General features: G+C 60.4%; 18 protein-coding genes and 1 tRNA gene. 11 read left to right on the top strand and 8 right to left on the bottom strand.

Annotated elements, in window-relative coordinates; translation table 11 throughout:
• The first annotated feature begins 8 nt into the window (after positions 1 to 8).
• The gene (fabI, locus tag CKV89_RS08445) at positions 9 to 767 is read left to right on the top strand and encodes an enoyl-ACP reductase FabI (RefSeq protein WP_028326294.1); all 759 of its coding nucleotides are present in this window, start codon (positions 9 to 11) and stop codon (positions 765 to 767) included.
• Between the two features lie 180 nt (positions 768 to 947).
• Positions 948 to 1,667 (top strand): hypothetical protein, encoded by a 720-nt coding sequence (locus CKV89_RS08440; protein WP_051277070.1) that lies wholly within the window; start codon positions 948 to 950, stop codon positions 1,665 to 1,667.
• A 64-nt stretch (positions 1,668 to 1,731) separates the two neighbouring features.
• Here CKV89_RS08440 and glgC read toward each other — a convergent pair whose 3' ends face one another.
• A complete protein-coding gene (gene glgC / locus CKV89_RS08435) occupies positions 1,732 to 2,997 on the bottom strand; it encodes a glucose-1-phosphate adenylyltransferase (RefSeq protein WP_028326293.1) in 1,266 nt (421 codons plus the stop codon).
• 186 nt (positions 2,998 to 3,183) lie between these two features.
• Here glgC and glgA point away from each other — a divergent pair, with 186 nt between their 5' ends.
• Entirely contained in the window at positions 3,184 to 4,383 is a 1,200-nt protein-coding gene (gene glgA / locus CKV89_RS08430; RefSeq protein WP_028326292.1) for a glycogen synthase, read from the top strand.
• Positions 4,384 to 4,457: 74 nt separating this feature from the next.
• Here glgA and CKV89_RS08425 read toward each other — a convergent pair whose 3' ends face one another.
• On the bottom strand, positions 4,458 to 5,255 hold the full coding sequence (locus CKV89_RS08425; protein WP_154657549.1) for a hypothetical protein: 798 nt from the start codon (positions 5,253 to 5,255) through the stop codon (positions 4,458 to 4,460).
• Positions 5,256 to 5,331: 76 nt separating this feature from the next.
• Here CKV89_RS08425 and CKV89_RS08420 point away from each other — a divergent pair, with 76 nt between their 5' ends.
• The 4 genes from CKV89_RS08420 (at position 5,332) to CKV89_RS08405 (ending at position 8,673) form a co-directional block, all read left to right on the top strand.
• On the top strand, positions 5,332 to 6,117 hold the full coding sequence (locus CKV89_RS08420; protein ID WP_028326290.1) for an ABC transporter ATP-binding protein: 786 nt from the start codon (positions 5,332 to 5,334) through the stop codon (positions 6,115 to 6,117).
• A gap of 34 nt (positions 6,118 to 6,151) precedes the next feature.
• Positions 6,152 to 6,649: an NfeD family protein gene (locus CKV89_RS08415; protein ID WP_095068520.1), complete on the top strand. Its 498-nt coding sequence runs from the start codon at positions 6,152 to 6,154 to the stop codon at positions 6,647 to 6,649.
• 100 nt (positions 6,650 to 6,749) lie between these two features.
• A complete protein-coding gene (locus CKV89_RS08410) occupies positions 6,750 to 7,808 on the top strand; it encodes an SPFH domain-containing protein (protein WP_034400361.1) in 1,059 nt (352 codons plus the stop codon).
• 55 nt (positions 7,809 to 7,863) lie between these two features.
• The gene (locus CKV89_RS08405; protein WP_034400360.1) at positions 7,864 to 8,673 is read left to right on the top strand and encodes a TrmH family RNA methyltransferase; all 810 of its coding nucleotides are present in this window, start codon (positions 7,864 to 7,866) and stop codon (positions 8,671 to 8,673) included.
• A gap of 122 nt (positions 8,674 to 8,795) precedes the next feature.
• On the opposite strand, the gene CKV89_RS08400 is transcribed toward CKV89_RS08405, so the two are convergent.
• Positions 8,796 to 9,338, bottom strand: a complete 543-nt coding sequence (locus CKV89_RS08400; protein WP_028326286.1) for a YbhB/YbcL family Raf kinase inhibitor-like protein — start codon at positions 9,336 to 9,338, stop codon at positions 8,796 to 8,798.
• A gap of 114 nt (positions 9,339 to 9,452) precedes the next feature.
• Here CKV89_RS08400 and CKV89_RS08395 point away from each other — a divergent pair, with 114 nt between their 5' ends.
• Together CKV89_RS08395 and CKV89_RS08390 are read left to right on the top strand one after the other, a co-directional pair.
• Complete coding sequence (locus tag CKV89_RS08395) at positions 9,453 to 10,232, top strand: lysophospholipid acyltransferase family protein (RefSeq protein ID WP_028326285.1); 780 nt, start codon at positions 9,453 to 9,455, stop codon at positions 10,230 to 10,232.
• Positions 10,229 to 12,358 (top strand): RecQ family ATP-dependent DNA helicase, encoded by a 2,130-nt coding sequence (locus CKV89_RS08390; RefSeq protein WP_051277068.1) that lies wholly within the window; start codon positions 10,229 to 10,231, stop codon positions 12,356 to 12,358. Before CKV89_RS08395 ends, CKV89_RS08390 begins: the two co-directional genes overlap by 4 nt.
• Positions 12,359 to 12,382: 24 nt before the next feature.
• Here the strand turns inward: CKV89_RS08390 and galE are convergent, their stop codons facing one another.
• Positions 12,383 to 13,336 carry a UDP-glucose 4-epimerase GalE gene (galE, locus tag CKV89_RS08385; RefSeq protein WP_028326283.1) on the bottom strand — a complete coding sequence of 318 codons (954 nt, stop codon included), beginning with the start codon at positions 13,334 to 13,336 and terminating at the stop codon, positions 12,383 to 12,385.
• A 202-nt stretch (positions 13,337 to 13,538) separates the two neighbouring features.
• Here galE and CKV89_RS08380 point away from each other — a divergent pair, with 202 nt between their 5' ends.
• Positions 13,539 to 13,859: a DUF3263 domain-containing protein gene (locus CKV89_RS08380; RefSeq protein WP_084440801.1), complete on the top strand. Its 321-nt coding sequence runs from the start codon at positions 13,539 to 13,541 to the stop codon at positions 13,857 to 13,859.
• Positions 13,860 to 13,895: 36 nt separating this feature from the next.
• The gene (locus CKV89_RS08375; protein WP_028326282.1) at positions 13,896 to 14,132 is read left to right on the top strand and encodes a hypothetical protein; all 237 of its coding nucleotides are present in this window, start codon (positions 13,896 to 13,898) and stop codon (positions 14,130 to 14,132) included.
• Positions 14,133 to 14,226: 94 nt separating this feature from the next.
• Here the strand turns inward: CKV89_RS08375 and CKV89_RS08370 are convergent, their stop codons facing one another.
• The 4 genes from CKV89_RS08370 to CKV89_RS08355 form a co-directional block, all read right to left on the bottom strand.
• The gene (locus CKV89_RS08370; protein ID WP_231935365.1) at positions 14,227 to 15,660 is read right to left on the bottom strand and encodes a peptide MFS transporter; all 1,434 of its coding nucleotides are present in this window, start codon (positions 15,658 to 15,660) and stop codon (positions 14,227 to 14,229) included.
• A 344-nt stretch (positions 15,661 to 16,004) separates the two neighbouring features.
• A complete protein-coding gene (locus CKV89_RS08365; protein ID WP_154657548.1) occupies positions 16,005 to 17,813 on the bottom strand; it encodes an FtsX-like permease family protein in 1,809 nt (602 codons plus the stop codon).
• Between the two features lie 85 nt (positions 17,814 to 17,898).
• On the bottom strand, positions 17,899 to 18,543 hold the full coding sequence (locus CKV89_RS08360; RefSeq protein WP_051277066.1) for an ABC transporter ATP-binding protein: 645 nt from the start codon (positions 18,541 to 18,543) through the stop codon (positions 17,899 to 17,901).
• Positions 18,544 to 18,870: 327 nt separating this feature from the next.
• Positions 18,871 to 18,955: transfer RNA gene (locus tag CKV89_RS08355), tRNA-Leu, on the bottom strand.
• Positions 18,956 to 19,216: the final 261 nt, after the last annotated feature.

Here is a 19,216-nt window from a genome sequence, read left to right as displayed (position 1 = left end):
CCACACACATGCCGATCCTCGAAGGCAAAACCATCGCCATCACCGGCGTCCTCACCGAATCCTCAATCGCGTTCCACGTCGCAAAACTCGCCCAAGAACAAGGCGCAAACGTCATCCTCACCTCCTTCGGCCGCACGATGAAAATCACCAGCGCCATCGCCCGCCGACTACCCACCACCGCACCAGTCATCGAACTCGACGCATCCAAACCCGAAGATTTCGATGCCTTCGCCCAGCGCATCAGCGAACACAGCGACCACCTCGACGGCGTACTGCACTCCATCGGATTCGCACCCAAACCCGCATTCGACTTCATCAACGCCAGCTGGGAAGACGTAGCCCCCGCACTACAAATCTCCGCCTACTCCCTCAAAGCACTCGCTGTAGCCGCCGAACCACTCATGCGCCCCGGCAGCGCCATCGTCGGACTCACCCTCGATGCATCCGTTGCCTGGAACGGATACGACTGGATGGGCGTAGCTAAAGCCGCCTTCGAATCAACCTCACGCTACGTAGCCCGCGACATGGGCCCCAAAGGCATCCGCTGCAACCTCATCGCAGCCGGCCCCATCAGCACCACCGCAGCAACATCCATTCCACAGTTCTCCCGCTTCACCGAATGGGGCGAACACTCCCCACTGGGCTGGGACATCAGCGACCCCGTCCCAGCAGCAAAAGGATGCATCGCCCTGCTGTCAGACTGGTTCCCCGCCACCACCGGCGAAATCATCCACGTCGACGGCGGATTCCACTCCCTCGGCGGCTAAACCACCACACCCCAAAGAGGCAATGCATCAGTGGAGTGGGCAGCGAACAAAACCGCTGCTCACGCCACTGATGCATCTGTCCAACCGTCACGTATCTCAGGAACTGCCTTGTCACGCCGATGAATCCGGCGACACGCCCCACACAGTCTCACGGGCCGGAACACAGCAAGGTTGAAGATCATGACCACGACCGCAAAACCTCACCACGCCCTCGGCCGTGACGTATGGACAGCCGCCCGTCACCCCCTAGCCCGATTCCTGCGCGGACTCGCCGCCGGAGAACCCATCCCTAACGACGGCGCCTGGACCCGAGTCACCCCCTGGGGACCAAACATCCAAGCCATACTCTGCTTCGGCACCCACTCAATCCTGGCCGTCTCCTACGACTTCACCGACAACCAGCTCGAAGAACTAGGTGTCAACGGCGGCCCAGAAGCCACCAGCGCCAGCGTGCTCAACCACCTCGCTGGCCCCACAGGCTGGATCGGCGCGCCCAACATGCTCATGCTCGCAGCCGGCACCGGAAACGAAAACGGCAACTCCGAACCCCTCGTTAGCCGTCCGGACCTCAACCACCGACCCACCGTCGAAATCGCCCGTCGCACCATGACCGAAGTGCAAGTACTCGGCCGCCCCAACCCCGAAGAACACGACGTCGTCGTCATCGGTAATGGCGTTGGAGGCCTGCGCGGCATCGCTGTCGAAATCACCCCCGAACGGCGAGGCCAAGGACACGGCCCCGACTTGCTCCGTCGCGCCTTGGCCAGCATCCCAGAAAACGAAGTCATCGCTTCAGCAGTTTTCGCCGGCGACGCCGCCATGGCAGCAACATTCATGGCCGAAGGGTTCACCCACATCGGCAGCATCCAATACTTCAGTTCATGCCCCGAACGACGCTAATCAGCGGCAGCGGGGCCAGCAGCAGTGAAACAACCAGCACAGCCAACCCCGCTCACCACATCACTCACTCCTGCGCGCGCACAACCGCACCCTTGGGCACCACCACCACGCCGCCATCGCTGACATGCCAGCCCGCCGCACGATCCACCTCAGGATCCACACCCACCGTGGCGCCAGGCTCAACCACCACGTTTTTATCCAGGATCGCGCGACGAATCGTTGCCTTACGGCCCACCTTCACGTTGTCCAGCAACACCGAATGATCCACCTCGCTGTAGCTGTTTACCAGCACATTCGGTGAGATCACCGACCCATTGACCTTCCCGCCGGAAATGATCGTCCCGTGGGAAGTGATCGAGTTCAGCGCCTCCCCGCGACGCCCCTCCTCGTTATGCACGAACTTCGCCGGCGGATATGGCACCGACATGCTCGTAAACAGGGGCCAGTCGTAGTTGTACAGGTTGAAGATCGGCTCTATCTGGATCAGATCCATGTTCGCCTCGTAGTACGAGTCGATCGTGCCCACGTCACGCCAATACGCCCGGTCCCGATCAGTAGCGCCAGGGATCTCGTTGTTGTTGAAGTCGTAAACGAACCCCTCGCCACGGTCAACGAAATGAGGAACGATGTCCCCACCCATGTCGTGTTCGCTGTCCTCATTCTCAGCGTCTTGCATGATCACATCGCGCAGCACGTCAGCGTCGAAAACATAGTTGCCCATTGAGGCGAGAACTTCCTCCGGAGAGTCAGGTAAACCCTTAGCATCCGTTGGTTTTTCCCGCCATGCGCCAATCTTGCAGTTATCGGCCTCGTGGACCTCGATCACACCGAACTGGTCAGCCAACGCAATCGGCTGACGAATCGCCGCGACGGTGATGCCCGCACCCGTCTCGACGTGTTGCTCAACCATCTGGCTGAAGTCCATGCGATAGACGTGATCAGCACCAACCACCACAACGATGTCAGGTCGCTCATCGTCCAAAGTGTTCAGGCTCTGATAAATCGCATCAGCGCTGCCCATGTACCACTGCTTACCTTTGCGCTGCTGCGCAGGGATAGGGGCCACATAGTTACCGAGCATGTTTGACATCCGCCACGTGCGCGAAATGTGCCGGTCGAGGGAATGAGATTTGTATTGCGTGAGCACGACCACCTTCAGGTAGCCAGAGTTCACGACGTTACTGAGAGCAAAATCGATGAGGCGATACACGCCCCCGAAGGGGACCGCAGGTTTTGCCCGATCAGCAGTGAGCGGCATGAGCCGTTTGCCTTCACCGCCAGCCAGGACGATAGCCAAAACGTTGGGGTTGCGTTTCTTGGTCGTGGGCATGCCTCGAATCTAGTGATATTCCGCCCGCTGGTGTTCCGCGTGGACAAATGCGAACACTTCAGTGATCACGCTGTGGCACAGCGGGAATGGACCCGGGGTGCAGAGACGTTCTACGAGTTCGCTCACGAACGAGGCAGCTCTGGCAGCTAGCTGCGACCAAGGGCAACAGGCGCATAAGGTCACCGTGTGCGAGCAGATATTTTGTCCAAGGAATACCCGCCGAACGTGTACGGCGGAGCCGGTGTCCATGTCGAAGAACTAGTCAAGGCTTTGCGGGCACGAGGTGATATCGATGTGCGAGTTCGCGCATTCGGTGACCCCGTCGATGAACCAGGAACCAGTGGCTACCCCGAACTGACCGAACTAGCGCAGGCAAACGGCGCCATTCGAACCCTAGGGCAGGACCTTGCGATGGCCGCTGACGTTGTCGGCGCGGACCTTGTTCATAGCCACACGTGGTACGCGAACATGGCTGGCCACCTCGGATCTGTGCTGGCAGGGATTCCGCACGTAGTGTCAGCGCACAGCCTAGAGCCACTACGGCCATGGAAAGCAGAGCAGCTCGGCGGCGGTTATCGCGTTTCTAGCTGGATCGAGAAAACAGCCTACGAAGCCGCCGCAGCCGTGATCGCAGTCAGCCACGGCATGCGCGCCGACATCCTTAAGTGCTATCCCGGCCTAGACCCCGACAAAGTCAAGGTGGTACACAACGGTATTGACGCTCATAAATGGGCCCCGGATCACTCAGATGCAGGCAAAGACCTTGTTCGCTCTCTAGGGGTAGACCCCGATGCCCGCTCAATCGTGTTTGTGGGCCGCCAAACCCGCCAGAAAGGGTTGCCGTACATGCTGCGTGCGGCCAAGTCATTGCCGCCAGATGTGCAGCTGGTTTTGTGCGCTGGTGCCCCTGACACTCCCGAAATCGGGGCCGAGATCGCTGCTTTGATGAAAGAACTGCAAGACACGCGCCAAGGCGTGGTGTACATTCCCGAGCATCTTCCACGTCACAAGGTGATTGCGTTGGAAACGAACGCCACCGTGTTCGCATGTCCTTCGATTTACGAACCGCTGGGAATCGTGAATTTGGAGGCGATGGCATGCGAAGCGGCCGTGGTGGCCACCGCAACTGGCGGTATTCCGGAGGTTGTTGTTGATGGCCGGACCGGGTGGCTGGTCGATATTGAGCAGGTCGATGACGGGTCAGGAACTCCAGTCGATGAGGATGCTTGGGTCCGTGACCTGGGTGATGCCTTGAATGAGGCTGTCGCTGACCCGCAGGAGGCGCGGCGTCGAGGTGTTGCTGGTCGAGCGCGTGCGGTGGAACAGTTCTCGTGGGACTCCATCGGCGATAAGACGATGCAGGTGTATGAATCTGTGCTCGCGTAGGTGAGCTGTACTGCTGTTGTTCTTGTGGGAGCGGGGATGGTCGGGTTCTTTTCTGGCTCCCACAGGGACAGGTTCTAGTCGTCTTCGGGGTGGTTGGTGCGCAGCCCGGCAAGAGAGAGGGCGGCGATGCAGGTAGCTGAAGCGAGTGCAGTGTCGGCGGCGATGGTGAGTCTGCGGAGTGCTTCGGCGCGGCGGTTCACTTGGTCGAGGGTGCCGTCGTCGGGCATCGCTAGTCCAAGGCGTGCCATGTGTCCGAGTGTGGCGGCTTCATCAATGACAGCGCGGTGGGTGTCGGGTAGTGCATCAGGCAGATAGGAGTTGCCGGTGTCGAGTGCGGCCTCGGCTAGGTCGCGTAGGCCGCGTGACTGCCAGGGTAGGTGCGCCTCGGCGAGGAGAGCTAGGGCGCTTTCGCGTTCGCTGGCCAGGCTGTGGCGAGTGTCACGTAGAGAGAGTGCTTCGAGTTGCCAGGTGGGGGTGGCGTTCGTTTCGTAGAGCTTCCAGTGGACTGTTGGTTCGCTGGAGTTTTCAGGGCGGGGGCGTTGGGCGTCGGGGATGCCTGGTTGTTCATCCCATCCGAAGGGGACGAGTGCGTTTCCGAGAGTGGGGGCAAAGACGCATTCGTTCGCTGTGGTTGCTGCTGACAGTAAGGCTGGAGAGCCGTGAGGGCACAGGGAGGGGCGCCCGGGGTGGGGGAGCGCGGCCAGGACGACACGTTCGCCTAAGTCTGCCCAGGTTTCGATGCGGGGGCGCAGGGGTTCTGCGGTGTCGATGTCGGGCGTGATGAGCCGGTCTAGGGCTGCAGAGGGTAGGTGGCCAGTGAGGACACGGGTTCCCCATAGGGCGAGTCTGACGGAGGCGGGGATGGGTGGCACGTGGTCATGGTAGGGGCGGTTGAGGAGGGACCCAAGTGTGCGCGAGCGGACCACCATCTCGCATATGGTTTTTCGCATGAGCGATGTTCTGGACTTTTCCGAGGTGGGTGTGGTGCGGGGCGCCACCACGATCCTTCGTGACATTACGTGGTCGGTGGAGGAAGGCGAGAGGTGGATCATGCTTGGCCCCAATGGGGCGGGGAAGTCCACGTTGTTGCAGATTGCTGCGGGGCGTCTGCATCCCAGTTCTGGTGTTGCTGGGGTGTTGGATGAGGTGTTGGGCGCGGTGGATGTGTTTGAGCTGCGCGGCCGTATTGGTTTGGCGAGTTCTTCTGTGTCTGAGCGGATCCCGGCTCGAGAGACGGCTTTGGATGTTGTGCGGACTGCTTCATACAACCGTGTTGGGCGTTGGCATGAACAGTACGAGGGGGTCGACACTGGTCGTGCGGAACGGTTGCTGGAAGCGTTGGGGATGTCCCATTTCGCTGACCGCCCCTACGGCAAGTTGTCTGACGGTGAGCGTAAGCGAGTGCAGATTGCACGGTCGTTGATGACTAACCCGGAGTTGCTGCTTCTTGATGAGCCAACTTCTGGTTTGGATTTGGGTGGCCGTGAAGATTTGATCGCCCGGTTGAGTGCGTTTGCCTACGATGTGACCGCTCCGGCGATGGTGATGGTGACACACCACGTGGAAGAGATCCCGCCGGGCTTCACAGATGCTTTGCTGTTGAAGGAAGGCAGCATCGTGGCGGCAGGTCCGCTGGAATCGGTGTTGACGAACGAGAACTTGTCGGAGGCGTTCGGGCTGTCGTTGACGGTGGAGCGCCGTGGTGACCGCTGGACGGCGTACGCGAACAGTTAAGGAGCCGAGCCAGCTCTACCCGTAGGAGGGCGCTGTGGGGAATCTTCCGGAGTGGTTGATTCACAATGCGTGGGCGGCATGGCTTGGTGCTGCGTTAATCCTTGCGGGGGTGGAGCTGGCGAGTGCGGATTTTGTGTTTCTCATGCTGGCGGCGGGTGCTTTCGCCGCCAGCATGACTGCTTTTGTGGCGGGTTTTCCGGGCCAGGTGGTGGTTTTCGCTGTGGTGGCGGTGTCGTTGATTTTCACGGTGCGGCCGGTGCTCAAGCAGCGTTTTTTGGCGTCGTTGCCGCAGTTCGCCTCAGGTAAGGAGGCGTATATGGGGCGTCTTGGGGTGGTGGTGGAAGAGGTCACCGACTGTGCGGGCCAGGTGAAGGTCGATGGTGAGGTGTGGTCGGCGCGGTGGGCTGAAGGTGCCAGGGTGTTGCCTGGGGCGGTGGGGGCTTGGGTGCAGGTGTCAGAGGTTGATGGGGTGACGCTGCTGGTGGTTCCGCATACGGGACCACAGGATGTGGTTTCTGGCGCGGGTGGCTGATTTTCGTGTGTTGGTTTTTGTTTGCCGTCACCGGCGGCGGATGCTGAGTGCAGTTGTGCTTGGTAGTTGGTTGTAGGTATTTTTCGGGGAAGGAATTGGCGTGGTAGCCACCATTATTTTGTTGCTGTTTTTAGCGGTGGCGGTTCTTTTGGTCGTGAAGTCGATCAAGATTGTTCCGCAGCAGACGTCGCTGATTATTGAACGGTTGGGGCGGTATTCACGGACGCTGGATGGCGGTATTTACGTCTTGGTGCCGTTTGTGGACACGGTTCGGGCGGGGATTGACCTGCGTGAGCAGGTGGTGTCGTTCCCGCCGCAGCCGGTGATCACCTCAGACAACCTGGTGGTCAACATTGACACGGTGATCTATTACTCGGTGATTGACCCTAAGAGCGCAATTTATGGGATCGCGAATTTCATTCAGGGTATTGAACAGTTGACGGTCACGACGTTGCGGAACGTGATCGGTGCGATGGATTTGGAACAGACGTTGACTAGCCGTGATCAGATTAATGGCCAGTTGCGTGGTGTTTTGGATGAAGCGACGGGTAAGTGGGGGATCCGTGTGGCCCGCGTGGAGTTGAAGAGCATTGAGCCGCCCGCGTCGGTGCAGGACTCGATGGAGAAACAGATGCGTGCCGAGCGGGATCGTCGGGCAGCGATTTTGACGGCTGAGGGTGTGAAGCAGTCAGCGATTTTGAAGGCCGAGGGTGAAAAGCAGGCGGCCATTTTGAAGGCTGAAGGTGATGCTCAGTCGAAGGTGTTGGAGGCTCAGGGGCAGGCGCGAGCGATCCAGCAGGTGTTTGATGCGATTCACCGCGGTAAACCTGATCAGCAGTTGTTGGCGTACAAGTATTTGGAAGTGTTGCCGCAGATCGCGCAGGGCGACTCCAACAAAATGTGGGTTGTTCCAGGTGAGTTCACTGAGGCGCTGCGCGGGTTTGCGGGGGCTTTTGGTGGGCAGAACGGCCCAACGTTCCCAGCGGCGAGCAGCGGCAACACGCCGAAGTACACCGATGATGTACCAGAGGACAACCCGTTCGTGGATACGGATTTGGAGGATCCACGGGAGGCGCTGCGCCGTGCCCGTGAGGAAGTCCAGCGTTCAGAGGCCGAGGTGCACGACAGCGAGGCCCGCATGCGTGGGCAGCGACCGTGATGTGAGGCCAGGGAACGTTTCGGCGGGGCGCGGTGTGGGTCGATAAGGTCCGTTCGTGCCGATCACTATCACTGACCCCGCCGATGAACGGGTCCGCGACTATTTTTCTTTGACTGATGTGAACCTGCGGCGTGTTCTTGAGCCTGCAGGCGGTTTGTATATGGCCGAGAGCGAGAAGGTGTTGCGGCGGGCGTTGGCGGTGGGGCATCATCCTCGTTCGCTGCTGTTGGCTCCGCGGTGGGTGGATGAGCTGTCTGATCTCGTGGCTCAGTTCGAGGCCGAGTCCGTGCCGGTGTATGTGGGGGAGCATGAGGTCATCGAGGCGATGACGGGGTTCCATCTGCATCGGGGTGTGTTGGCGGCAATGCATCGCCCGCAGTTGCCTTCGGTTGAGGATGTTGTGCGGGGTGCGCGTCGGCTGGTGGTGTTGGAAGACATTGTTGATCACACGAATGTGGGGGCGATTTTCCGGTCTGCTGCGGCGTTGGGGGTTGATGGCGTGTTGGTGACGCCAAGGTGCGCCGATCCTCTGTACCGCCGGAGCGTGCGGGTGTCGATGGGGAATGTGTTGAATGTGCCGTGGACGCGGATTGAGCAGTGGCCTGCTGGGGCGGATTGTTTACGGCAGTGGGGGGTGTCGGTGGCGTCGTTTGCGTTGTCGGATGATTCGGTGACGCTGGATGAGCTGGCTGCTGATCCGCCGGAGCGGTTGGCGCTGGTGCTGGGCACTGAGGGGGATGGGCTACAGCAGCGCACGTTGGCTAAGAGTGACGTGGTGGTGCGTATCCCGATGGGGCATGGCGTTGATTCGTTGAATGTGGCTGCGGCTTCAGCGGTGGCTATGTGGGCGTTGCGGGTGCGCTAACCCGGTGCGGCGGCAAGCCAGGACCGGGTGGACTGTCTGCAGGGTTGCCGCCGGATCACGTCAGTGAGCGTAGTGACATGAACTCGCTATTCCGTAGAGCCTGGTTGTTGTCACTGATGTGGTTAGGCGGGGATGGCGTAGGTGCCGGTGAGCACCGCGCGGCCCACAACGTGCGTGAGCGCGAAGAAGTGGGCCTTGGCGGGGGTGAAGTCAGCGGTGATCCCGATTTCTTCAACGGTGGCATCCAGGGCGGTGACGGCAAAAACGTACCGGTGCGGGCGGTCGCCTGCGGGGGGAGCTGCTCCTCCGAAACCGGCGTAGCCATAGTCGTTGTTGAGGTGGAAAGCGCCAGCGGGGAGTTCTTCGCCGCCTTCAGCGCCAGCGTTGGCGTGCAGGGACGTGGCATTCCCAGGGATCCCCACGGCAACCCAGTGCCAGAACCCTGAGGGAGTGGGGGCGTCAGGGTCGAAACAGGTGACCATGAATGACTTGGTGCCCGCGGGAGCGTCATGCCAAGAAAGTTCAGGGGAGAGGTTATCGGCACTGAAGTCGGCGGATTTGGGTAGGTCGCTGCCTTCTTTGAAGTCGACGCTGGTCAACGCGAATGGCGGTACGACGGGAAGCATGCTGTAGGGGTCGGGGGGAATAGGGCGTTCGAGGCTCATATCTTCACCCTAGGGGGTGAGTTGCGGCTGCGTCAGTGTTGAAGTGTCTTTCGGCGAGTAAGGGCATCTAGGCAGATCGTGTTCTGCCTGCTGGAAGCGGTAGTTTTGTACGCCATGGAGCCCGTTTACAACTCGGTCGTCGCTGTTGCCCGCACACTTTTCGCTGCCCAAGGTATCCGTTTCAGAGTGACCGGTTCTGAGAACATCCCCACAGAGGGCGGTGCGGTGATCGTGATGAACCACCTTTCGTACATGGATTTTGCGTATGCGGGTTTGGCGGCGCGCCCCAGCCGCCGGTTGATCCGGTTTATGTGTAAAAAATCGGTGTGGGATCACCCGATTGCTGGGCCGTTGATGTCGGGGATGAAGCACATCCCGGTGGATCGTGAAAACGGTAGTCAGGCATTGCGGGATGCGGTGAAGGCACTGAAAGCTGGCGAGCTGGTTGGAGTGTTCCCTGAAGCGACGATCTCCCGTTCGTATGAGTTGAAAGAGTTCAAGACTGGTGCGATCCGGATGGCGCAGGCCACGGGCGTGCCGATCATTCCGATTGTGTTGTGGGGTACGCAGCGGATTTGGACGAAGGGGCATCCGCGTCGTTTGGGATATAGCCGCACTCCGATTTCGTTGACGGTGGGCAAAGCTATTAGTGCGCCGAAACAGGCACCGGCCGATGAGGTTTCTGCCACGTTGCGTGCCGAGATGCAGCTGCTCCTTGACCATGCGCAGGCTGAATATCCTCGCCTTGAGGGTGATGATTTGAAGTTTTTGCCGGCGCGTTTGGGCGGCACGGCTCCTACGTTGGCGGAGGCAAATGAAATGGACCGTCTGGATCGTGAGCGGCGTCGTGCTGCTGCGGCGCAGAAGAACCCCGGCACGGACAACGCGGCGTGAGCGGGGCGGCCCGGTCGATCCCGTGGCAGGGCCCTGCCAGTGAGGTGATTTCTCGCCTGGCTGGGCCGGGTGCGCGGCTGCGTGATGATCAGGCCGAGGCTGTTGCTGCGTTGTCCCATGATGGGGCACGGGTGCTGGTTGTGCAGGCAACTGGTTGGGGTAAGTCGGCGGTGTATTGGTGCGCTACAGCTGCGCGTCGCGCCGCCGGCGGTGGGGCCACGTTGGTGTTGTCGCCGCTGTTGGCGTTGATGCGTGACCAGATTGAGGCGGCTCGTCGTGCTGGGTTGAACGCGGTGACGTTGAACAGTTCGAACGTGGATGAGTGGTCCGCGGTGGAGGGGCAGTTAGCTGCTGGTGAGGTGGATGTGTTACTCATCTCGCCGGAGCGGTTGGCTCATCCGACGTTTGGTCGGCGGGTGTTGTCGGCGTTGATGGGCAACATGGGTTTACTCGTCATTGATGAGGCGCATGCTGTTTCTGACTGGGGGCATGATTTCCGCCCGGATTATCGCCGTATCGCGCAGGTGATGGCGCGGCTGGATGCCCAGGTTCCGGTGCTTGCGACCACGGCGACAGCCAATGCGCGTGTCACACAGGATGTTGCAGCCCAGCTGGGTGAGGCGACAACAGTTCTGCGGGGCCCGTTGGGTCGGGATAGTCTCCAGTTGGCGGTGGTTCCGCCGATGTCTGCGTTGCAGCGGTATGCGTGGGTGGCGCAGATGCTGCCGGTGTTGCCGGGGTCGGGGATTGTGTATGCGTTGACGATTGCTGATGCGCAGCGCGCTACCTGCGCGGTTCAGGCTGTGCATGGGGTGGACTATCCGGTGGCGATGTATACGGGGCAGCTCGAGGCGGCTGAGCGTGCGTTACTTGAGGACAAGCTGCGCCGTAATGAGGTCAAAGCTCTCATCGCTACCAGTGCGTTAGGGATGGGGTATGACAAACCGGATTTGGGGTTTGTTGTTCATATGGGGGCGCCACCGTCTCCGGTGTCTTACTACCAGCAGGTTGGGCGTGCCGGGCGCGGTATTGAGCATGCTCTTGTCGCGTTGTTGCCCAGCGCGGCTGATGAGCCGGTGTGGCGTCATTTCGCGACGGCGACGTTGCCTGATGAGGGTATGGCGCGCCGGGTTCTTGATGCTCTTGATACTGCTGAGCCGCAGTCAGTGCCTGCGTTGGAGGCGGTAACTGGGTTGCGTCGGAGCCGGGTGGAGTTGCTGCTTAAACAGTTAGCGGTTGACCACGTGACTGAGCGGACCCCGCAGGGCTGGGTGGCCACAGGTGTGCCGTGGCGGTATGACGCTGACCATTACGCCGCCATTGTGCGGATGCGTGAACGTGAAGCAGCGATCATGCGTGACTATGTGCAGGGTCGTTCGTGTTTGATGGAGTTGCTGCGTACCAGCCTGGATGATCCGCAAGGCGGGCCGTGCGGGCAGTGTTCGGTGTGTCTGGGTGGGTTGCCTGGTCCGTTGGTGCCGGCCGCGGATCCGGCGGTGACGGCCGTGGTTGCTGAGCAGCTACGGAGCATTGATCATCAGCTGCCTGCTCGGAAAATGTGGCCGGGTGGGCAGTTCGGGCGGCGCGGGCGAATCCCGGCGGGGGAGATGGTCCTTGAAGGCCGTGTCGTTATCGATATGGATGCCCCGCAGTGGTGTGAGGTGTTTGAGGCGTGCCTGCAAGCTCCGGGCGATGCTCCGCGTGAGTTGTGTGAGGCGGCGGTGGGGGTGCTTCGGCGGTGGAGCGCTTCGTGGCCTCAGCGCCCAAGTCTTATCTGCTCGTTGGCGACGTTAGCGCACCCGCAGGGCCCTTATCCGGTGGCGGGTCAGGTTGCGGCGTATCTGGGTGAGGTGGGGCGGATCGAGGTGGGGCATTGGCTGGTCAGGCCCCCGGTGAGCGAGGTGGGGGAGCGCCCTGCTGGTGGGGCTGAGGCCGCGTTGTGGCAGGAAGCGATCGCAGCAGCGCCGCCCCCGCAGTTATCTGGTGGGGGCGGTGTCGCTGGCCGGGATGTGTTGCTTGTTGTTGATCGCAGCGCCTCTGGGTGGCCGATTACGTTGGCTGGTGCGGGGCTTCGGCGGTGGGGAGCTGGGTCGGTGCAGCCTCTTTTGCTGCACCGGTGCCCGTGATGCACCCGGTTGGGTGCGGTGATTTCACCTGCGGGATTGGATGAATTCCCATGCGTCGGCGACGATCCGGTTGATTTCGAATTCCGGTTCCCAGCCGAGGATTTCTTTTGCTTTAGCGGAGCTGGCCACGAGAGTGGCTGGGTCTCCGGGGCGGCGGTCTTTCACCTCGGCGGGGATGGGATGGCCGGTGACTGCCCGTGCCGCTTCGAGGACCTCTTTGACAGAGAACCCGGTGCCAGAGCCGAGGTTGAAGACGCGGTGGGTTCCGGGCTCGCTGGTTTCTAGGGCGAGCAGGTGTGCGCGGCCGAGGTCGACGACGTGTAGGTAGTCGCGTACACAGGTGCCGTCGGGGGTGGGGTAGTCCTCGCCGAAGAGGTAGACGTGGTCGCGTTCCCCGGCGGGCACTTTGAGGATGTTGGGGATGAGGTGGGTTTCAATGGCGTGACGTTCGCCGTATTTACCGCGGGCTCCGCCGACGTTGAAGTAGCGCAGTGAGGTGGCGGCTAGGCCGTGAGCTTTGGCGTAGTCGGTCAGGGCCATGTCGATGGCGAGTTTGGAGCGGCCGTAGGCGTTGATGGGGTTGGGGGTCATGTCCTCGGTGATGAGGGGAGTTGAGGGTTCCCCGTAGACCGCTGCTGTGGAGGAGAAAACCATGCGGGGAACGTTGTTTTGCCGCACTGCTTCGAGCAGACGGAAGGTGCCGACAACGTTGTTTTCCCAATACAGTTCGGGTTTTTCAACGGATTCCCCGACGAGGGATTTCGCGGCGAAGTGTAAGAGCCCATCGGGGCGGACGTTGGCGAGGATGTCGTGGATGTCGTGGATGCGGGCTTGGATGAACGCTGCGCCGTCGGGGACTGCGTCGGCGTGTCCTGTGGAGAGGTCATCTACCACGGTGACGTCGTGGCCGGCTTCGAGTAGCTGCGATGTCACAACAGAGCCGATGTAGCCGGCTCCTCCTGTCACCACGAGTTTCATACCTGATCCTCTCCTGGCGATGGTCGCCGCGGTCGTTATTTTGAGTGACTTCGCTGCGTTGGTGGGTGCGTTTCTGTCACTTCTGGTCACTGTACAGACGACGGTGAGTGTCTGGATGGCGTGGGGCTCAGCCGGGGCTCGTTGTGGCCGATGAGTCGTCGACGGATCACATCACCAGATGTGTGAGTAGGAGGGGAAACACATGCAGGAATCTCGCCGGAAGCGTCCGCCGAGCCTTTCGGATCGGGATCGTCGGGTTTTGGAGTTGGAGCGTAAGTGGGGTTCGGGTCCAAGCGCTCAGGTGGAGAAGCTTGCTGAAGCGCAGCGCACTTTGGGTTTGGACGGGCCTGGGTATGCGTTGGTATTGCGTGCCCTGCTTGAGGATCCGATTGCGTACGCACATGATCCCGAGACGATTGAGGCGGTGCGTGCGGTGCGTGATTCGCGTTCTGGGGGCGATGGGTTGTTTTCCCGTGGCAGTGATGAGGTTCCGTATTCCGGTCAGAGCTACCGGGGTCGATGACAAGGCTTGTGTTTGCAGAACAAGGTGAGGTTGGTAATGGCTGGACAGCAGTGGCAGGTGCGGTTGCGGACGATCGATGGCACGGAGTGGGTGACGAAACCGTTTGAGGGTGACCCGAACGATCATCTGCAACGGCTCATCCACGATGAGCATATCGACAGCTACGAGATCGTTGTGGAGGGGACCACGGAGCGCACGTTTTTCGCTCCGGCGACGGTGAGTTTCACGCGTGCGCATATCGTCGCGCTGTGGGTGGAGGCTGTCGCACTGTAGTGGCGAGGCGTTTACTGCCGTCATCGACGTACGTAGCCCCTGACCGAGTGGGAAACCTTAGGTCAGGGGCTACCTGTGAATCAGTGGTGGGGGCTTATTCGGCTGGGTTGCTTCCGGTGCCGATGTCAGACATCTTCGATTGGGTCCAGGGGGAGATCAAAGCCATGACGACCGCGACGATGATTGTCACGATGCCCAGGCCGTAATAGAACGTCACGTCGCCGAGGTCTCTGGTTTGGTCGATGACGACGGCGGCGGTGCCCTGTCCTGCGGCGGCGGCGAGCAGCCATAGGGTCATCGTTTGGGATGCGTACTGCTTGGGCGCCAACGATGTTGTGGCGGCGAGGCCAACGGGGTTCATGAACAGTTCGGCCACGGTCTGTACGAGGAATACCAGGCCCAGATACCACCACGGGGCGAGGTTAGCGCCACCGGGGAATTTGTCGAAGCCCCAGCCCATCATGAGGGCGCTGAAACCGATGATCGCCAGGGCGATGGCGAACTTCATCGCCGTTGTGGGGAATTTACCTGACCGGCGGGTGAACACCCAGCCCAGAATGGGCGCCAGGATGAGCACTGCTGCGGGGTTGATTGACTGGTATACCTCTGCTGGCAAGCTGAAGGAGCCGGTGATCGTGCCGTCGGTGTTGTCCCTGGCGAAGCTGGCCATCTTTCCGGAGGCTTGCTCGAAGATCATCGTGAACAGCATGCTTCCCACCCACAGCGGCAGGAACGCCCACAGGTGTTGTCGTTCGTGGGGTGTGACCAGGGGGCTGCGGAACATGCTGATGAAGTAGAACGCTGAGGCCGCGACGGCGATGGTGAACACGACGTAGGCGATGCCTTGGGCTAGGCCACCGAAGATGGGGGTGTAGAGCCATGTGAGCAGCAGCACTGTGGCTAGGAAGAGGACGGTGTAGAGGGCTAGCTTTTTACCTTCGCCAGGCCCCAGGGGGTTGGGGACATCGAAGGCGAATTGGGATAGGCGGCCTCGCCCGTACACGAATGCGGCCAGGCCGAAGGCCATGCCGATACCTGCTGCCATGAAGCCGACGTGGTAGCCGTACTGGTTTTTGAGGAAGCTGGTGATAAGTGGGGAGATCAGCGACCCTACATTGATTGACATGTAGAACAGCTGGAACCCAGCTTCACGGCGTGGGTCTTTCTCGTCGTAGAGGCCACCGACCATGGTGGACAGGTTCGGTTTGATGAACCCAGTACCGAAAGCAATGAGGAACAAACCGATCCAGGAAGTGATGGGAGTCGGCACGACAAGAAGTAGTTGACCGAGCATGATGACTACCCCGCCGTACAGGGTTGATCGCCATGGGCCGATCACACGGTCAGCGAAGATGCCGCCGGGGATGGTCAGGAATAGTACGGATGCTTGGTAGGTGGCCATGACGACTTGGCCGGTGTTTTTGTCGAGCCCGAGGCCACCGTTGGCGAAGGTGTCGGTGATGAAGTAGAGAAGGATGGCCCGCATCCCGAACCAGCTGAACCGTTCCCACATCTCGACTTGGAGCATCCACGGCAGTCCCCGAGGCTGTCCGAATAAACCAACGTCGTCGCTGGAAGGTCCAGTGCGTACGCTCTGGGGGCGCCAGCGTGAATGCGTTGCTGGAGATGAAGGGGAAGAGGAGCTCGGGTCCACGGTGGATGTCCTTTTCACTCGGGTCGTGCCGCGGCTGTGGCGCGACAACGGTTAAGGAGCCTGCAACGGGAGGCTCACCGGTAACCCTAGAGAGATAAGGGGCATTTACGGGAGTAGTTGATCAATAGCGCGCGTCTTCAGGAACGACACAGCAGAAGAGAACTCGCGTGCCAGCGGGCAGGAGATAAGGCCCCTGCCCGCTGGTGGTGTGGGAGGGATCACGTCCTTGATCGCAGCAGTATGTGACTACAAGCCGCGACCAACGCAACATAGATGCCCACCACTGCTAGTAGCACTAACGCCACGGGGACAAGTACGGGCAGCACGCTTGCCCATAGGTCTACGTGAAGATCGTGGGCGAACTTCAGGGCCACAACCATGAAGGACGCAAAGAGTAAGACCGTCACAGCAACACCAACGACGACAGCTTCGGCAACAGTGACAGCAAATATGTTGCCGCGGCTCAACCCCACCCGACGCAGCAGAGTGAACTCCCGCGCCCGTGACCAGGTAGTTAACGTGGTTATTTGCACCAAAGAGACCAACGCCATCACATAGATAATCCCGAAGATGGACAGGTTGCCGCTCAGGCTGCTTTGCATCCGGGTGCTCTGGGCTTGTGCGAGGAGCTCCTCCTTCGACTTCACAGCTTCTACGCCAGTGAGGCCACTGACGGCCTGCTGCAACTGGTGCGGTGTGGCGGTAGTGAGAGCCTGCGCAGAGGAGAACTGTCCGTGGCGCGCCGCCTCAGAGATCGGTAGGTAGTAGGCCTCGTCAGGTAAACCGGTTGCTGTCATAACAACCCGGGCCCTCACGCGAGAACCGTCAAGAAGAGTGAGGTCGAGTTCTCTGCCCACAGTGGCCCCGCGTGTACTGGCCAGCACAGGCACCGGTGCTGTTGAACCGGTGTCGTGGGGCACCTTCCCGGTCAGTGAGCCCCCAAGCATCGAAACGTATCCCGCCGGGTCACTGACCCCTGCCACCCGGGTTCGGGTTGTGCCTATGAATGCCTGCGAGGTCGAGGTGAGCGCAATTGCTTGGAAGTTGCGGGCTTGCGCCGCGTTGGCTGCGTCCACCGCCCCTGTGGGGGAGAGGCCATCGAGGGCGCTTGCGTACTGGTATTGACGGGCTGCTCGCTCTAGCTGCAGCCGCCCGTCGGCTGCCGAGCTGAATAAAAACCCACCAAGCAGGCCCACAGCGATCACCATCAGCAGCGCGACCGACGATAGTCGCCGCCGGTCGCTCCAAGCACGGGCAGCAGTCAGGGTGAACACGCCGGGAGCGAATTGGCCTCCCACACGGGCAACCACCGCTGCGACCCATGTGATGGCCCAGGGAGTCAGTGCACCAATCGCTGTTGTGACAAAGACCGGCAACAGCACCGCCAGTTGTCCTGCCTGCGGGGTGCTGTTTGTGGCGCCGAACAACACAGCGACGGAAACACCCACTAACGCCAAGCGAACGAGGAGGCCTATCAGGCTTCGTCGGCGGGATACCTCTCGCCGTGGCGTGCTCTCCACATTCTTTGCTAACCGGCCGGTGAGAACGAACCCGATCAGCGCCACCATGGCCATCTCAGCGACGATGAATAACGCTAAAGCGCCTAGGTCAAGGCGCCCTGCCCATGTCATATGGCGCCCGATGGACCCAATGGCTTGATAGGCAGCAAAGAGCGGATGTGTCAGGAACACTGCGGCGACCCCACCAATGACTCCCACAATCGCAGTCAGGGCAGCTGTCTCCACAGCAACCATGGTCTGCACCTGGCGGGCAGTGGCGCCGTTAAGCCGCAACATCCGCAGTTCCCGGGATCGCACATTAATAACTGTCCGTACCGCCCCGGCCACTAAAACCATCGCGATGGACACCGTGAGAACCAGGATGATCTGCAACAACAGCCCGATTGCCTGCAGATCAAGGCGCATTTGCGCTAGCTCTTCGGCTGAGGTTCCTGCAGCAGCAATGACATGCCCGCCGCGCAGCCCCTGCATAAGCAGCAGCCCTGCCCCAGCCATGGCTGTGACCACCAGAACAACCAGCGCCAACCCATGTAGGTACGGCGGTGGAAACCTAATAGTCGGAGCGAAACTTTTGATACCCCTGCAATGCCCCTCATGCTGCGGCCGTGATCTCGGTGAACGCTTGGGAAGCGGCGAACGGGTCGCCTCCGGGAAGGTCTCTAACTATGTGGCCATCCTGCAAGATGAGGATTCGATCCATGGCCGCGGCAACCACGGCATCGTGAGTTACCAACACCAACGCTGTGCCCAGTTGTGTCAATTTGGTCAACTCGTGCACTACGTCCCGGCTGGTGCGACTGTCTAGGGCCCCGGTGGGCTCATCGGCGAAGACAACGCGCCGGGGGACTGCTAGGGCGCGAGCGATCGCTACGCGCTGGCGTTGCCCACCAGATAAAGAGGCAGGCATCCGCCGAGAGAACTCTTGCATTCCCACCGACTCTAACGACGCCAGCGCCTCCTGTTCAGTCAGCTTCCCTTGTGTGAAGAATGTTGGTAGCTGCACGTTTTGAATGACCGACAGGGCATCTATCAGGTTGTACTCCTGGTAGATGTAGCCGAAGTTTTCGCGCCGCACCCGATCTTTCGTGGCCCGGTCACTACTTCCTAGATCTAACTCATCCAGCAGTACCCGCCCAGAAGTAGGGGCAAGGAGACCGGCCGCACAATTGAGCAGCGTTGACTTCCCTGACCCAGAAGCTCCCATGATCGCGGTGCTGGTCCCAGGAGCGAAAGTCACCGAAACACCATCAAGTACGTTTCGATCCGTTCCTGCCTTGCCAAAGCGAACTACAGGACCAGAAAGGTGAAGCACGCTAAAACTCCAGTCTTTGAGGCATCTACCAAGGCGGAGAAACTTCATGGTGAGGGAAATAGTCAAGAAAAAAGCAGTTGAAAGCTTTTGCCCCGCAGGGAGATAAAGCGCACAGCCGAATCGCTGAGGCTGCGCAGTTCATAGCTACGGCCTCACAAAAGCCGAATTCCACAACATACAAAGAAAAGGCTGGCATCCATTTCGGATGCCAGCCTTTTCTAAAAGATATTAGGTTTCGCTAAGAAACCAGAGTGTCCGGAGGGGGACTTGAACCCCCACGTCCGATAAAGGACACTAGCACCTCAAGCTAGCGCGTCTGCCATTCCGCCACCCGGACAGGTGAACTGCGTTTATCCTACGTGAAACTCTCGCGTTCCGTCGAATCGAGATTCTCACCGCTGCGTTCAACGCTCTTTGTCCCTGAGCCAGTATGACCAGCCAGTTCCAGTGAGCGCCTCTCGCAACGGGATGGAACACTAGCACGCCGCCGCAGCAGTGCGAAAACTGCCCGCCAGCTCCCGCAAGAGCACCGCACCCATCCCGAAGCCTCAAGACACCCGCGCTGCACCGCCGCCTGAGAAGAAAGCTTCTCAATGTA

Origin of the sequence: Dermatophilus congolensis (assembly GCF_900187045.1) — a bacterium.
GTDB classification, from domain to species: Bacteria; Actinomycetota; Actinomycetes; order Actinomycetales; family Dermatophilaceae; genus Dermatophilus; species Dermatophilus congolensis.
This window is presented reverse-complemented; position numbering and strand designations above follow the sequence as displayed.

Excerpts from the sequence above, each read along its gene's own strand:
- CKV89_RS08400 (WP_028326286.1), bottom strand. The coding sequence starts at position 9,338 with ATGAGCCTCGAACGCCCTATTCCCCCCGACCCCTACAGCATGCTTCCC.
- fabI (WP_028326294.1), top strand. The coding sequence starts at position 9 with ATGCCGATCCTCGAAGGCAAAACCATCGCCATCACCGGCGTCCTCACC.
- CKV89_RS08370 (WP_231935365.1), bottom strand. The coding sequence starts at position 15,660 with ATGCTCCAAGTCGAGATGTGGGAACGGTTCAGCTGGTTCGGGATGCGG.
- glgC (WP_028326293.1), bottom strand. The coding sequence starts at position 2,997 with ATGCCCACGACCAAGAAACGCAACCCCAACGTTTTGGCTATCGTCCTG.
- CKV89_RS08380 (WP_084440801.1), top strand. The coding sequence starts at position 13,539 with ATGCAGGAATCTCGCCGGAAGCGTCCGCCGAGCCTTTCGGATCGGGAT.
- CKV89_RS08375 (WP_028326282.1), top strand. The coding sequence starts at position 13,896 with ATGGCTGGACAGCAGTGGCAGGTGCGGTTGCGGACGATCGATGGCACG.
- CKV89_RS08440 (WP_051277070.1), top strand. The coding sequence starts at position 948 with ATGACCACGACCGCAAAACCTCACCACGCCCTCGGCCGTGACGTATGG.
- CKV89_RS08395 (WP_028326285.1), top strand. The coding sequence starts at position 9,453 with ATGGAGCCCGTTTACAACTCGGTCGTCGCTGTTGCCCGCACACTTTTC.
- galE (WP_028326283.1), bottom strand. The coding sequence starts at position 13,336 with ATGAAACTCGTGGTGACAGGAGGAGCCGGCTACATCGGCTCTGTTGTG.
- CKV89_RS08420 (WP_028326290.1), top strand. The coding sequence starts at position 5,332 with ATGAGCGATGTTCTGGACTTTTCCGAGGTGGGTGTGGTGCGGGGCGCC.